Origin of the sequence: Aquamicrobium defluvii, assembly GCF_004363725.1 — a bacterium.
Lineage (GTDB): Bacteria > Pseudomonadota > Alphaproteobacteria > Rhizobiales > Rhizobiaceae > Mesorhizobium > Mesorhizobium defluvii.
In genome coordinates this window covers 14,080-27,371 of the sequence record NZ_SNZF01000006.1, presented here as the reverse complement: position 1 = coordinate 27,371, position 13,292 = coordinate 14,080, and the positions used below count along the sequence as shown (strand labels likewise).

Sequence of the window (13,292 nt, the reverse complement as noted above, 5' to 3'; positions counted from 1 at the left end):
CAGGGAGGTTACGATGGCCGGCAGCAATGGGCCAGACGGAACCGGAGAGACCGGCCCGCGGAATGACCGCAAAGGCGACATCCGCGACGACGAACTTGAGCGCCGTCGGCGTGAGCTTGGGGCATCTCTGGCAGCACGGCATCCGAAGGCGTTTGAGGGGGAAGACAACGCGCAAGCGGGCGGTTCGACTGGTTACGGCCAGGCGTTCAAGCTGTCCAGCGAGTTCATCGCCGGCGTGGTGGTGGGCATCGCCATTGGCTGGATGGTGGATCACCTTGCCGGAACCTCGCCCTGGGGTCTCGTAGTCTTCCTGCTTGTCGGATTTGCGGCTGGCGTGCTCAACGTTCTGCGTTCCGCAGGCTTGATGGCCGGTTTTGGGCAGGGTAAGCCCCCAGCCGGTCCGAAGGATGAGTAGGCGCCTCGGGCGCGAAGGCAATTTAAGGCAAGGCCGCAAGCGGCCGTATGAGGACTGAACGTGGCAGCTGCTGACAAGGTCGACCCGATCCACCAGTTCCATATCAACAAGATCGTCCCGATCGAGATCGGCGGCTACGATCTTTCCTTCACCAATTCCTCGCTGTTCATGGTCGTGACCGTCGTCGTGGCCTCGGCGTTCCTCTACCTCGCCACCTCCGGCCGCCATCTGGTGCCGACGCGCTGGCAGTCTTCGGCCGAGCTGACCTACGAGTTCATCGCCAACATGCTGAAGGATTCGGCGGGCAGCCAGGGCATGCGCTTCTTCCCGTTCGTGTTCTCGCTGTTCATGTTCGTTCTGGTCGCGAACCTGCTTGGCCTGTTCCCCTATTTCTTCACCGTCACCAGCCACATCATCGTCACCTTCGCTCTATCGGTGCTGGTTATCGGCGTGGTGCTGGTTTACGGTCTTGCCAAGCATGGCCTCGGCTTCTTCAAGCTGTTTGCGCCAAGCGGCGTCCCCGCCATTCTCATTCCGCTGGTCGCGATCATCGAGGTCGTCTCCTTCCTTTCGCGCCCTGTCAGTCTCTCCGTGCGTCTTTTTGCAAACATGCTGGCTGGCCACATCACGCTGAAGGTGTTCGCCGGCTTCATCGTGTCGCTGGGCGCGCTGGGCGGCGTGGGTGTCGCCGGCGCCGTGCTCCCGCTGATCATGACGGTCGCGATCACCGGCCTTGAAGTGCTGGTCGCCTGCCTGCAGGCCTATGTGTTTGCCATCCTGACCTGCATGTATCTCAACGACGCCCTGCACCCGGGGCACTGACGAAATCGCTCGCAGACGGTCTGCGTCGACGAAACCTGAAAAGCCATTCCACAAGGAGTTGAAGAAATGGAAGCTGAAGCAGCAAAGTACATCGGTGCCGGTATCGCGTGCCTTGGCATGGGCGGCGCGGCCATCGGCCTCGGCAACATCTTCTCGAGCTATCTGGGCGGCGCGCTGCGCAATCCGTCCGCCGCTGACGGCCAGTTCGGCCGCCTCGTGTTCGGCTTCGCCGTGACGGAAGCTCTGGGCATCTTCTCGCTGCTCATCGCCCTGCTGGCGCTGTTCGGCTGATTTGCCTTCGACCGGGGCCGCGCTGCAGATCGGCCGGCCCGAATGACAGGGACGAAAGATGTTCGTGACACCAGCCTACGGGCAAGAAACGGCGCCTGCGGATCAGGGCGCGACCGAGACGGGTATCGTCATCGGAACGGAAGTTCCGCATGAGGCCGTTGAGGAAGGTCTGTTTCCGCCCTTCAATCCCGAGAGCTTCGCTTCTCAGCTTGTGTGGCTGGCCATCACGTTCGGTCTCTTCTACCTGTTCCTCAAGCGGGTTGCGATGCCGCGGCTTGCCGGCATCGTCGAGACGCGCTCCGGCAAGATCGCCGGCGACCTCGATCAGGCCGCAAGGCTGAAGGAAGAGGCGGACGCTGCGGTGGCCGCCTATGAACAGGAACTGGCGCAGGCCCGCGCCGGCGCCATGGCCATCGGCCAGAAGGCCCGCGAAGCCGCGGAAGCCGAGGCCGACGCTGCCCGCAAGAAGGTCGAGACCGAGCTCGACAGGAAGCTGGCCGAGGCCGAGGCACACATCACCTCGATCAAGTCCAGCGCCATGAAGGACGTCGGAACCATTGCAGAATCCACGGCCTCCGCCATCATCGAGCAGCTCGTCGGCAAGGCCGACAAGGCCGGTGTGGCTTCCGCCGTCAAATCCGTCGCAGGTTGAGGGCAGGGGACATGGACGCAACATCTCTCGCCACAGTCTGGGCAACGATCGCGCTGGTGATTTTCATCGCGCTGTGCATTTACCTCAAGGTTCCGGGAATGGTCTCCGGGGCGCTCGACAAGCGTGCCGAACGGATTCGCAACGAGCTTGAGGAAGCGAAGCGTCTGCGCGAGGAAGCGCACGCCCTGCTGGCCGAATACCAGAAGAAGCGCAAGGAAGCCGAGCAGGAAGCTGCCGAGATCGTCGAGATCGCAAAGCGCGAGGCTGTCGCTCTGGCTGACGAGGCCAAGCGCAAGACCGAAGACTATGTGGCGCGCCGTACCAGCATGGCCGAGCAGAAGATCGCCCAGGCCGAACGCGACGCTGTCAGCGAGGTTCGGGCTCGGGCCGTCGATCTGGCGGTCGAAGCCGCCCGCAAGGTTCTTGGTGACAAGACGGACAGCAAGGCCGATGCCGACCTGTTCAAAAAGTCGGTTGAGGAAGTCAAGGCCCGCCTGAACTGAGCGAAGCCGGAAACTCTGAATCTGAAAAACCGCCGGGGAAACCCGGCGGTTTTTTTGTACACACAGCGGGGCCAGAGTATTTCACGTCAGGTGGAATTACCTCACGCAGCACAAATACGGCGAAAGAAAACGGATGGAGTGGCAGCCCTGATCTGTCCCGACGTCCGCAGCGCCACCCGGTTCGCCCCCAACTCTGTGCGCCGGAGTTCAGGTCTCCATACCGGAAACGTTCGCTTTGACTTTGGCGAAGCTTGGGATGGTACGAGCTGTTCGCTTACGCGTCGCTGTCGGCCGTACGGAACGGCGCGAAGGAAATGCGATGCAGCCTTTGCACCGGGCCGTGGGCGACGATAGCGGAGCGATGGCGCACGGTGGCGTAGCCCATATGGATTTCGAAGCCATAATGCATGTGACGCCGTCCGCAATCCATCATCATGCGATCGCGAATGACCTTGGCGACGATCGAAGCCGCGGCAATCGACTGGGAGCGCTGGTCGCCCTTGACCAGTGCCCGGCCGAGACAGGGCAGGCCGGGAGGCACATCGCGGCCATCGGCGAGCGCCAGCTTCGGCCGGACTGAAAGTCCGCATACGGAACGACGCATCGCTTCAAGGCTGGCCTTGCGGATGTCGGTGGTATCGATGCTTTCCGCGCATACGGAAGAAACGGCCACCGCCCTGGCCGAATGCAGGATCGTTTCGAACAGGGCCTCGCGCTGCGCGTGGTTCAGCCGCTTGGAATCGTCAAGGCCGGCCGGAATGTTGTCCGGATCAAGCACCACCGCTGCCGCCACCACGGGGCCGGCGAGCGGGCCGCGTCCGGCTTCATCCATGCCGGCGACAGGCCACAAGCCCTCGGCTTCCGCCGAAGTCTCGAAAGAAAAGTCGGGGCGTTGAACGATTTCGAACAGGAGAGGAGAATCGGGGCGCGTACGAACCATAATGCGGCGAGGTTCGCACCGGCCCCGATTCTCCGCAAGCCCCTTCCGGCCGCCGGGGAAGCGTCGGGAAGGGAAGCCGGCGGCGAGGGGAACGCCGGCCGGCCGATGACGAACCGGGACGTCAGTTCATCAGGACGGGGAACTCAGGAACGCATACGCATTGCCGTTTCTCCCGCGTGGCAAGCGGGCGGCGGTACAAAACTCTTGCAACTCCGGCATCGCGGGAAATCGAAGGAAACATGCCTGCGCGTGCGATGGCCGGTCAGGTGCCGGGTTTCCGGGTTCAGAGCAGCATCAGCTGTTCGCTCTGTTTGCCCGCAATGAACTGGTCGGTCCGCAGGGTCGTTCGCCGCGTGTTGAGGCCGAGCTTCTTTGCCGCGATCTCGAAGCGGCGGCCGATCTGCCAGGCATAGGGACCTGCACCTTTCATGCGCTTGCCCCACTCCGCATCGTAGTCCTTGCCGTCGCGCATGGAGCGGATCAGGGACATGACATGCCGGTAGCGGTCCGGATAGTGACGCAGCAACCAGTCCTTGAAGATCGGCGCAACTTCCAGAGGCAGGCGCAGCACCACATAGCCGGCCTCACGCGCACCCGCGGCGAGAGAGGAATCGAGGATGCGCTCGATCTCCTGATCGTTCAGGCCGGGGATGATGGGCGCCACCATCACCGATGTCGGGATGCCTGCATCAGAAAGCTGGCGGATTGTTTCCAGCCGCTTCGCCGGCGTGGCTGCGCGTGGCTCCATGGTGCGGGCGAGCTTGCGGTCCAGCGTGGTGATCGACAGCGCCACCTTGGCCAACCCCCGTTCGGCCATGCGCGCCAGGATGTCGATGTCGCGCGCCACCAGTGCGGATTTGGTGACGATGCCGACCGGATGGCCGCGCGCCTCCAGCACCTCCAGTATCTCGCGCATGATGCGATACTGCTTTTCGATTGGCTGATAAGGATCGGTATTGGTGCCAATGGCGATGGTGCGCGGCGTATAGCCGTTTTTCGACAGTTCCTTGTCGAGCAGGCGCGCGGCATCGGGCTTGGCGAACAGCTTCGCCTCGAAATCCACCCCCGGCGACAGGCCCATGAAAGCATGGGTCGGCCGGGCGAAGCAGTAGACGCAGCCATGCTCGCACCCCCTGTAGGGGTTGATGGAGCGGTCGAAGGAAATGTCGGGCGAGGTGTTGCGGGTGATGATGGTGCGCGGCCGTTCCACCTGCACCTCCGTCCGGAACGGCGGCAGTTCCTCAAGGCTCTCCCAGCCGTCGTCGAAGACGTGTCGGCTGACAGGCTCGTAACGCCCCGAGGGATTGATGCCGGCCGCGCGCCCGCGAATCCAGTCGGGTCGTGCGCGCAGCCCGCCTTGTTCGATCATTGCATTGCCCATTTCGGCGCGCCCTGTTCCGAAGGCTGCAACGTCGGCCTGTACGATCTGTTCCATTCTGGCCTTCTCCCACGGTGTGGGTTGAGACTGTCGAATCGCTATTGCCATGAAATTATTCCTATCCGGAAAAGAGAACAAATCAAGAACTTTGTTTGATCCGGGCAAGGAATGGAGCGGCTTGCAACTGGCGCGTGCCGTTCCTTTAAGCTATCAGGCGGTTATGCTCAGCGTCATCATCGAGACCGGGAACGACGAGGAGGGCCTTGCCCGCACGCTGGCCACGCTGGTGTCGGGCGCGGTCGAAGGGCTGGTGCGGGATGTCGTCGTTTGCGACAGCGGCTCCGTGGACGGGACAAAGGCGGTCGCAGATCATGCGGGCTGCGTATGGATCGCCGGCGGTATCGGCGAGGCGGTGCTGGCTGCAAAGGGGGATTGGCTGCTGTTGCTCGAACCCGGCGCCCGCCTGCTCGATGGCTGGACGGAGGCTGTCGCCATCCATGCCGCGCGTTCGGCGATGGCGGCGCGGTTTTCGAGGGACCGTTCGCAACCAACGCCATTTCTCGCAAGGGTTTTTCGCAGGCCCGGCCCGTTGACGCAGGGCCTGCTTTTGCCTCGCGGGCAGGCGCTGGCACTGTCCGGCCATGCCGGCAATGCGGGTGCGTTGGGACGCGGGCTGGCGGTGAGGACATTGCCGGCGGTCATCCTGCCGGCTCCGTCTCGCAGCGCACGCGAGCGGCTGGCCTCAACATAAAGCGGGCTGGTGCCTTGAGCCTTGCCCCGTTCCCCGACTAGAACGGACGTCAGGGATTGCCGGGCAGGCAATGAGAGGAGATGGACATGCTGCGCAAGACGGATTTCTTCATCGACGGCAAATGGGTCGCACCGGTCGAACCCAGGGAGCTGGAAGTCATCAATCCTGCTGACGAGCAGGCGTTCGCCGTCATTTCGCTGGGCTCTTCCGCCGATGTCGACAAGGCAGTCTCGGCAGCGAAGCGCGCCTTCGAAAGCTGGAGCGTGACCGGCCGCGAGCAGCGTGTTGCGGCGCTGGAGCGGCTGGCTGACGTCTATGAGGCCCGCATGCAGGACATGGCCAAGGCCATCTCGGAAGAGATGGGCGCGCCGATCAGGCTGGCACTCAACGCACAGGCAGCAAGCGGCGCCGGCCACATCCGCGCGTTCATCGAAACCTTGCGGAACTATCGGTTCGAGACCCCTCTCGACGAGCGCAACCCGCAGGAGCGGATCGTGCACGAGCCGATCGGCGTGTGCGGGCTGATCACCCCGTGGAACTGGCCCATGAACCAGGTAACGCTGAAGGTGGTTCCAGCCATCGCCGCCGGCTGCACCGTGGTGCTCAAGCCTTCGGAAATCGCACCGGTCTCGTCCATCGTCTTTGCCGAGATCATGGAGGAGGCAGGCTTCCCTGCCGGCGTTTTCAACATGGTCAATGGCGACGGGCCGACCGTGGGCGAGGCGATGTCACGCCATCCCGACATCGACATGATGTCTTTTACCGGATCGACGCGCGCCGGCATCGCCGTTGCCAGGGCATCGGCGGAAACCATCAAGCGTGTGGCGCTGGAGCTTGGCGGCAAGTCGCCCAACATCGTCTTTGCCGACGCCGATCTGGAAAAGGCGGTGGCGCGCGGGGTTCGGCATTGCTTCAACAACACGGGCCAGTCCTGCAACGCGCCGACCCGGATGCTGGTCGAGCGCCCGGTCTATGATCGTGCGGTGGGCATTGCGGCGGATGTGGCCGCCACGGTCAAGGTCGGCAATCCGGCCGAGGAGGGTGATCATATCGGGCCGCTGTCGTCGGAAATGCAGTTCACCAAGGTGCAGGCGATGATCGAGAAGGGCATCAGGGAAGGCGCCCGTCTGGTCGCTGGCGGCCTTGGCCGGCCGGAAGGCTTCAATCGCGGCTACTTCGTGCGCCCGACCATTTTCGCCGACGTGAACAACGACATGGCCATCGCGCGCGAGGAGATCTTCGGGCCGGTTCTGGCGATGATTCCCTTCGACAATGAGGAGGAGGCCGTCGCCATTGCCAACGACACGCCCTACGGGCTGGCAGCCTATGTGCAGACGCAGGACAAGGCGAAGGCGCAGCGCGTGGCGCGCCGGCTGCGGGCCGGCATGGTGCAGCTCAATGGCACCAGCCGCCCCTATGGCAGCCCATTCGGCGGCTACAAGCAGTCCGGCCTTGGCCGCGAAGGCGGAAAGTGGGGCCTGGAAGACTTTCTTGAAGTGAAGGCAGTCAGCGGTTGGGACGAGGCGGCGGGCTGAGAGGCCCCGGTCGGGCTTCTTCCGGCGCCATCCGGCGGACATGCGACGCAGGCTTATGGTCCGGGGAAAAGCGGTGAGGTCCTAAAGCCAGAAAGGCTTGCGGCCTTCACGCTCGGCTTCGACACGGCTGACGCCGATGTCGTCGAGCCGATGCGCCTCCATTTCACGCAGGTGGCTGCGCTGGCGGTATCGATCGGGCCAGATGTGCCAGATCAGCCGTACGAATCGGCGAATGGCCGGGCTTTGCGAAACGTCGGGCCGCTCATCCGGGCTGGGGCTGGCACAAGCGGAATGGTCGTTGAGGGGATCGGGCGTGCAGGACATGGCATACTCTATCCCGCGTCGTTCGCCCCATGTTTCGGCATTGGCCGAAATGTCGCTGGCTGACGGCGGCTGCAATGACGGGTAGGATGCGGCCATGTCGAACATTGCTTCCGGCAACACAATCGCGGCGGTGGCCGCACTCATCGGCGATCCCGCACGCGCCAACATGCTCTCGGCGCTGATGGGCGGGCAGGCCCTGACCGCCGGCGAACTGGCGCGCCACGCAGGCGTGACGGCCCAGACCACCAGCGGGCACCTTGCCCGGATGGCCGATGCCGAACTGGTGGTTCCGCAGAAGCAGGGCCGGCATCGTTATTACCGGCTGGCTTCACCGGAGGTGGCACGGGTCATCGAGGCCCTGTCGGTTCTCGCCGCTGAAGGGCCGAAGCGGCACCATCCGGTCGGTCCCCGCGACGAGGCGTTGCGCCGGGCACGCACCTGCTACGATCACATCGCCGGAAGGCTTGGTCTTGCGCTGGCGGATTCGATGCAGGAATGCGGCCATATCGTCCTTGCGGACGGCGCGGGCATTATCACATCGGCGGGAACGCGTTTCCTTGCGGAAACCGGCATAAATCTCGACAGTTCGCCGTCGAAGCGGCCGCTATGCCGCACCTGCCTCGACTGGAGCGAGCGTCGCCCGCATCTGGCCGGCCGGCTGGGTGCTGCACTGCTGACCCGGCTTCTCGACCTGAAATGGATTGCGCGCACGCCGGACAGCCGTGCGCTCAGGATCACGAAGGCGGGCGAAAGCGGGCTGGCGCAAACCTTCGGGATTCCGCACGACTGGCACAGCCGCCCCTGAGCGGCCGGCCTGCTGCTTCTTGCCGGCGCCTCAGACGAAGGGCCGTCCGACCTTGAATTTCGGCGGCACCAGCCGTTTCAGATAGGCATGGCCCGCTTCGCTGAGACGGTTTTCCTGTGGGTGCAGGAAATCGTCCGGCATATGCCTTGTCTTGCCGGCGACGGCGGTGAGCGGCACGTTCTTCAGCACCGTGCTGCCGTCATGCTGAAGCGCCACCGAGCCGCCGCCTTGACCGGCGACTTCCACGGCAAACGCCCCTGCCTCGAACGCCTCGCGCGCGTCGGTCTGGCTGATTGCGCCGACATAGCCGCGCAGGAGGAACCCGAAGGCATCGACGCGCGCCCGCTTGCCGGGCAGATGCTCGGCAAGAGCCCGCTCCAGAGCGGCGGTCAGGTCGCTGCCCGAGAGCTTGACGTTGCCATGCTGGTCGCGCTCCAGCCGCTCCGGCGGCACGAGGCTTTCCACCAGCGCCTTGCCATCGGCGGTGGACACGCCTTCGGACACGGCCACCACGCAGCGGCCATGGCGGTCACAGGTCGCGCGGACATCGTCGATGAAGCGTGGAATGTCGAAGGCGCGCTCCGGCACATAGATGAGGTGCGGTCCGCTCGCTTCGTCCTGCTGCCATGCTGCCGAAGCGGCGGTGAGGAAGCCGGCATGACGCCCCATGACGATGCCGACATAGATGCCGGGCAGGGCGCGGAAATCGAGATCGACCGAGAAGAACGCGCCGGCCACGAACTCGGCCGCGGAGATGAAGCCCGGCGTGTGGTCGTTCTCCACCAGATCGTTGTCGATGGTCTTGGGGGCGTGCACCATGGCGATGGAGCCGCCTGCGGCACTGCTGAGAATCTGCTGCGTGCCGGCGGTGTCGTTGCCGCCGATATAGATGAAGGCTTCGGCGTCGACCTTCTTCAGGCCGGACAGGATCAGCTCGCAATAGGCGGCATCCGGCTTGTCGCGGGTGGAACCCAGCGCCGAACCGGGTGTTCCGGCGATCAGGCGCAACTGTTCCTCGGGCAGGTCCGTGAGGTCGACATAGTTGCCGTCGCGGATGCCGCGCACACCATGCAGGGAACCCAGCACGCGCGCACCGGGATGCCTTTTGCGGATTTCCAGAGTTGCACCCGCCAGTGTCTGGTTGATGACAGCCGTCGGCCCGCCGCCTTGCGCGATAACGAAAGTTCCGGCCATTTCGACCTCCCGAATGCTCGAAATATATACGATTGCGCGTCTTGTATCGACGCGCAGCCGTATATTCAAATCGATTCGCTACGGGGTCAGATGACCACAATCGGATTGCGCTTGGATACGCGGTTGTAAAGGTCGATGATATCCTGGTTGATCAGCCGCACGCAGCCCGAGGACACGGACTGGCCGATGCTCCACCATTCGGGCGAGCCGTGGATTCGGTAGAGCGTGTCCTGCCCGTTCTGGAATATGTAGAGGGCGCGGGCGCCGAGCGGATTGTCGAGTCCGCCGGGCTGGCCGTTCTGCCACTTCACCAGTTCAGGCCGGCGCTGGATCATTTCGCGGGGCGGCGTCCAGGTCGGCCATTCGCGGCCATACTGGATGTTGGCGCGGCCGGACCAGGAAAAGCCCGCCTTGCCGACGCCAACGCCGTAGCGGATCGCCTCGCCGCCGGGCTGCACCAGATAGAGCAGGCAATCCTTGGTGTGGACGACGATCGTGCCGGGCGCCTCGCCGGTCGGATCGACCACGATCTGGCGCCGGAACTGCGGCTTGATCTTCTGGTAGGGCACTTCCGGGACGGAAAAGCCGCCATCGGTCAGGCCCGCATACATGACGTCCGGGCTGGTGATCTGCCGGTCGACGCTGATGGAGGGGCGCATCGGGCGGATCGAGCCGGTCGAAGTGTAGTCGAGGTTCAGGGCATCGAAACCGGACGAGCCGGTGGTGCAGCCGCCGGCGGCCATCAGGGCGGTCGCGCCCATGCCTTGCAGCAGCAGGCGGCGGGGAAGGGCGCTCGACGAACCGGCCCCGCCGGTGCCTGGCGCGGCGGCTGGCGCGGCGGCTGGCCCGGCAACTGGCCCGGCAACTGGCGACGACGGGTCGCGTGGCAGCTTTGACATGCACTCGTTCCTGCGATACCGGCCGGGCCCCCTCGGTCCGGCATTCGCAGGTATTTTCGGTATTCATGGTTTACAAACCGTGAAGCATCTCGCGGAACGGTTGCAATTCCGTCCGGCCTCAGGCCGCTTGCGGCTCCCAGCTCGGGAAAGGGTCGGACAGGCTGCGCCAGCGCCCCGGCAGAAAATTCCGCTCCGGAACGAGGCACGCATCCAGTTCCGCGCGGATCTCCGCCTCGTTCATCGGATCGCAGCCGATGAACACGATTTCCTGCCGCCGGTCGCCCCAGACCTCGTCGAGATAGGGCCGCATCGCCGCGTGCCATTCGGGATGGTCGGGCCAGCGCCGTTTCGGCACCGAAGCCCACCACAGACCGCGCTTTCCGGTGCGCACCAGCGCCCCGGCCTGGCTGAGTTCGCCGACATAATGCGGGCGCGTGGCCAGCCAGAAGAAGCCCTTGGCGCGCACCACGCCCGGCCATGAGCGGTTGACGAAAGCCTTCAGCTTCACCGGGTCGAACGGCCGGCGCTCGCGATAGACGAAGGAGCGGATGCCGTATTCCTCGGTTTCCGGCACATGGTCGGCGAAGCCGTTGAGTTCCTTGAACCAGAGCGGATGGGTCTCGGCCTTCTCGAAATCGAAGCGGCCGGTGTCGAGCACCTTGTCGAGGGAAATCTCGCCAAAATCGGTTTCGATCAGCTCGGCGTCGAGGTTCAGCGAGCGCACGATCCGGCGCGCCATGTCGAGATTGTGAGCCGGTGTGTCGGATACCTTGTTGAGGACGACGACATCGGCGAACTCGATCTGCTCGACCAGAAGATCGACGATGGCGCGGTCGTCTCCATCGCCGGCGATCTCGCCGCGATCGCGCAAGAAATCCTGCGAACCGTAGTCGGTGAGCAGGTTTGCGGCATCGACCACCGTGACCATGGTGTCGAGACGGGCGACATCGGACAGGCTTTCGCCGTTTTCGTCACGGAAATCGAAGGTCGCGGCGACCGGCAACGGCTCCGCAATGCCTGTGCCCTCGATCAGCAGATAGTCGAAGCGGCCTTCCTGCGACAGCCGCCGTACTTCTTGCAGCAGGTCGTCGCGCAACGTGCAGCAGATGCAGCCATTGGTCATCTCCACGAGCTGCTCCTCGGTGCGCGACAGGTTCGCACCGCCGTCGCGCACCAGCGCGGCGTCGATATTGACCTCGCTCATGTCGTTGACGATCACCGCCACGCGGCGGCCCTCGCGATTGTTGAGAATGTGATTGAGAAGCGTGGTCTTCCCGGCTCCGAGAAAGCCGGAGAGCACGGTCACTGGCAGGCGGCGGTTTTGCGTGGCTGTGTCTGGCATGGCGCTTTCCGCAGGATGAGTTGGGCTGGCACCCGCCGGTGGCGGATGCCGGGTCTTCGATCAGTCGTGCTTGTGGCCTTCCTCATGGGCATGGTCGCCTCCGGCGTGTTCGTGGCCTTCGCCCTCATGCGCCTTGCCCGTGCCGCCCACGGCCACGATGTTGAAGGGCTTGCCCTCCACCGTAATGGTACCGGCCTTCTCGAAGGAGTTCGCGTCTACGATGTGGATCTTGCTGTTGAGCGGATCGGTGACGAACACCTTGTCTGCGGCGACAGTGATGCGCGGGCGCGGGTCGCTCCAGTGACCATCCATGGAATAGGGTTCGGTCAGCTTGAGCGAATGCGCGATCTCGCCCCTCAGCACGTCGACCTGATGAAGCTGTCCGTCCTCGGTGATGACGTAGACGAATTTCGAACGGATCGGATCGGCGGCGAAATGCACCCGGCGCGTCGGAAGCTGCACCAGGCGGAAGGCGTCCTGTTCCGAAGGATCGACCAGCACGATGCGGTCGGGACCGTAATTGCCGACGAAATATTGCAGGCCCTTGCCGCCGATCAGCGTCGAGGAACTGCCTTCGGGCAGCTTGTCGGAATAGGGCAGGTGCCGGATTTCGGGCACGTCGCCATCCTGCGAGATCAGAAGCAGGCCGGTGTCGCAGGCGAGCGCATAGAGACTGCCCGATCCGGCCGAGCCGTGCAGGCCGGGGCAGGCGACATCCTCGCCGATCTGCTTGCCGTCGAGATCGACGAGACGTGCGCCGATCGGGCGCTTCGACGCATCCTCGGGGTTGGGGATGGTCACCACAGCATGCTTGTCGAACGGCACCGCCACGCCGTGATGCGGGGCGACGACACTGACCTCGCGCACCTGCGGCTTGCCCTCAAGGGCTGCCTTCTCGGTGAACAGCCGCGCCTTATCCTCGCCGTCGAACCATTGCGCGACATTGCCCTGGCGCTCCACGAAGTGGGCCGGCTTGGAACCATCCAGCGTGGTGTCGAGCAGTTCGGGATCGTCCACGTCGATGTCGCCATGGTCGCCATGATCTTGGAAGGCGATGCCGGTCGAGATGACCGAGACCACGCTGGCTGACCCTTGCACAGCAAAAACGGTCTGGCCGCTCTCGGTGCGGTAGAGCGAAGCCGGGCCTTTGATCGTGAACGTGTCGAGCTTGTCGCCGTCGAGCGCGTCGATCACGTTCACCACGGGCTGCTCATGATCGGTGACGAAAAGCCGCCATGCGGTCACATCGTCCTCGTCGGCCAGCACCGGGCCGGTCCACAGGCAGGCTCCCAGCGCCAGCGCAGAGGCTGCGTAGAAGAATTTTCTCATATCTCTCTCCTTAATGTTATTACGTTACAAATGTGAGGAAAAAAGGACGCAAATCGGGCGTCCGGTGTCCTTGCCGCGGGGCGGGGGGGGGCGGGCAGGGTCGGCCGGCTGC

Annotated in this window: 15 protein-coding genes; 8 read left to right on the top strand and 7 right to left on the bottom strand. The window is 64.3% G+C overall.

Annotation, left to right across the window (positions count from 1 at the left end):
* Positions 1-13: 13 nt before the first annotated feature.
* From DES43_RS06215 to DES43_RS06195, 5 genes are all read left to right on the top strand, one after another.
* Positions 14-415, top strand: coding sequence for an AtpZ/AtpI family protein (locus DES43_RS06215; RefSeq protein ID WP_035024695.1), 402 nt, complete (start codon positions 14-16; stop codon positions 413-415).
* A gap of 60 nt (positions 416-475) precedes the next feature.
* Complete coding sequence (locus DES43_RS06210; RefSeq protein ID WP_035024693.1) at positions 476-1,237, top strand: F0F1 ATP synthase subunit A; 762 nt, start codon at positions 476-478, stop codon at positions 1,235-1,237.
* A 66-nt stretch (positions 1,238-1,303) separates the two neighbouring features.
* Entirely contained in the window at positions 1,304-1,528 is a 225-nt protein-coding gene (locus tag DES43_RS06205) for a F0F1 ATP synthase subunit C (RefSeq protein WP_035024691.1), read from the top strand.
* A gap of 58 nt (positions 1,529-1,586) precedes the next feature.
* On the top strand, positions 1,587-2,180 hold the full coding sequence (locus tag DES43_RS06200) for a F0F1 ATP synthase subunit B (protein WP_035024689.1): 594 nt from the start codon (positions 1,587-1,589) through the stop codon (positions 2,178-2,180).
* Positions 2,181-2,191: 11 nt separating this feature from the next.
* Complete coding sequence (locus DES43_RS06195) at positions 2,192-2,683, top strand: F0F1 ATP synthase subunit B (RefSeq protein ID WP_035024688.1); 492 nt, start codon at positions 2,192-2,194, stop codon at positions 2,681-2,683.
* A 274-nt stretch (positions 2,684-2,957) separates the two neighbouring features.
* Here DES43_RS06195 and DES43_RS06190 read toward each other — a convergent pair whose 3' ends face one another.
* On the bottom strand, positions 2,958-3,623 hold the full coding sequence (locus tag DES43_RS06190; RefSeq protein WP_035024687.1) for a ribonuclease HII: 666 nt from the start codon (positions 3,621-3,623) through the stop codon (positions 2,958-2,960).
* A gap of 283 nt (positions 3,624-3,906) precedes the next feature.
* Entirely contained in the window at positions 3,907-5,058 is a 1,152-nt protein-coding gene (locus DES43_RS06185) for a PA0069 family radical SAM protein (protein WP_035024686.1), read from the bottom strand.
* 121 nt (positions 5,059-5,179) lie between these two features.
* On the opposite strand from DES43_RS06185, the gene DES43_RS06180 reads away from it, so the two are divergent.
* Both DES43_RS06180 and DES43_RS06175 read left to right on the top strand, forming a co-directional pair.
* Positions 5,180-5,752: a glycosyltransferase family protein gene (locus DES43_RS06180; protein ID WP_342585378.1), complete on the top strand. Its 573-nt coding sequence runs from the start codon at positions 5,180-5,182 to the stop codon at positions 5,750-5,752.
* Between the two features lie 86 nt (positions 5,753-5,838).
* Positions 5,839-7,287: an aldehyde dehydrogenase family protein gene (locus DES43_RS06175; RefSeq protein WP_035025003.1), complete on the top strand. Its 1,449-nt coding sequence runs from the start codon at positions 5,839-5,841 to the stop codon at positions 7,285-7,287.
* Between the two features lie 81 nt (positions 7,288-7,368).
* Here the strand turns inward: DES43_RS06175 and DES43_RS06170 are convergent, their stop codons facing one another.
* A complete protein-coding gene (locus DES43_RS06170) occupies positions 7,369-7,707 on the bottom strand; it encodes a DUF1127 domain-containing protein (RefSeq protein ID WP_035024684.1) in 339 nt (112 codons plus the stop codon).
* Here DES43_RS06170 and DES43_RS06165 point away from each other — a divergent pair.
* Entirely contained in the window at positions 7,706-8,416 is a 711-nt protein-coding gene (locus tag DES43_RS06165; RefSeq protein ID WP_063608050.1) for an ArsR/SmtB family transcription factor, read from the top strand. The two genes, DES43_RS06170 and DES43_RS06165, sit on opposite strands and share 2 nt — an antisense overlap.
* Before the next feature lie 30 nt (positions 8,417-8,446).
* On the opposite strand, the gene DES43_RS06160 is transcribed toward DES43_RS06165, so the two are convergent.
* The 4 genes from DES43_RS06160 to aztD all read right to left on the bottom strand — a co-directional run bounded on the left by DES43_RS06160 (position 8,447) and on the right by aztD (position 13,180).
* Positions 8,447-9,610, bottom strand: a complete 1,164-nt coding sequence (locus DES43_RS06160) for a diphosphate--fructose-6-phosphate 1-phosphotransferase (RefSeq protein WP_035024683.1) — start codon at positions 9,608-9,610, stop codon at positions 8,447-8,449.
* 86 nt (positions 9,611-9,696) lie between these two features.
* Entirely contained in the window at positions 9,697-10,371 is a 675-nt protein-coding gene (locus DES43_RS06155; RefSeq protein WP_051520443.1) for a L,D-transpeptidase, read from the bottom strand.
* 256 nt (positions 10,372-10,627) lie between these two features.
* Entirely contained in the window at positions 10,628-11,851 is a 1,224-nt protein-coding gene (gene zigA, locus DES43_RS06150) for a zinc metallochaperone GTPase ZigA (protein WP_035024681.1), read from the bottom strand.
* Positions 11,852-11,911: 60 nt separating this feature from the next.
* The gene (aztD, locus tag DES43_RS06145; protein ID WP_035024679.1) at positions 11,912-13,180 is read right to left on the bottom strand and encodes a zinc metallochaperone AztD; all 1,269 of its coding nucleotides are present in this window, start codon (positions 13,178-13,180) and stop codon (positions 11,912-11,914) included.
* Positions 13,181-13,292: the final 112 nt, after the last annotated feature.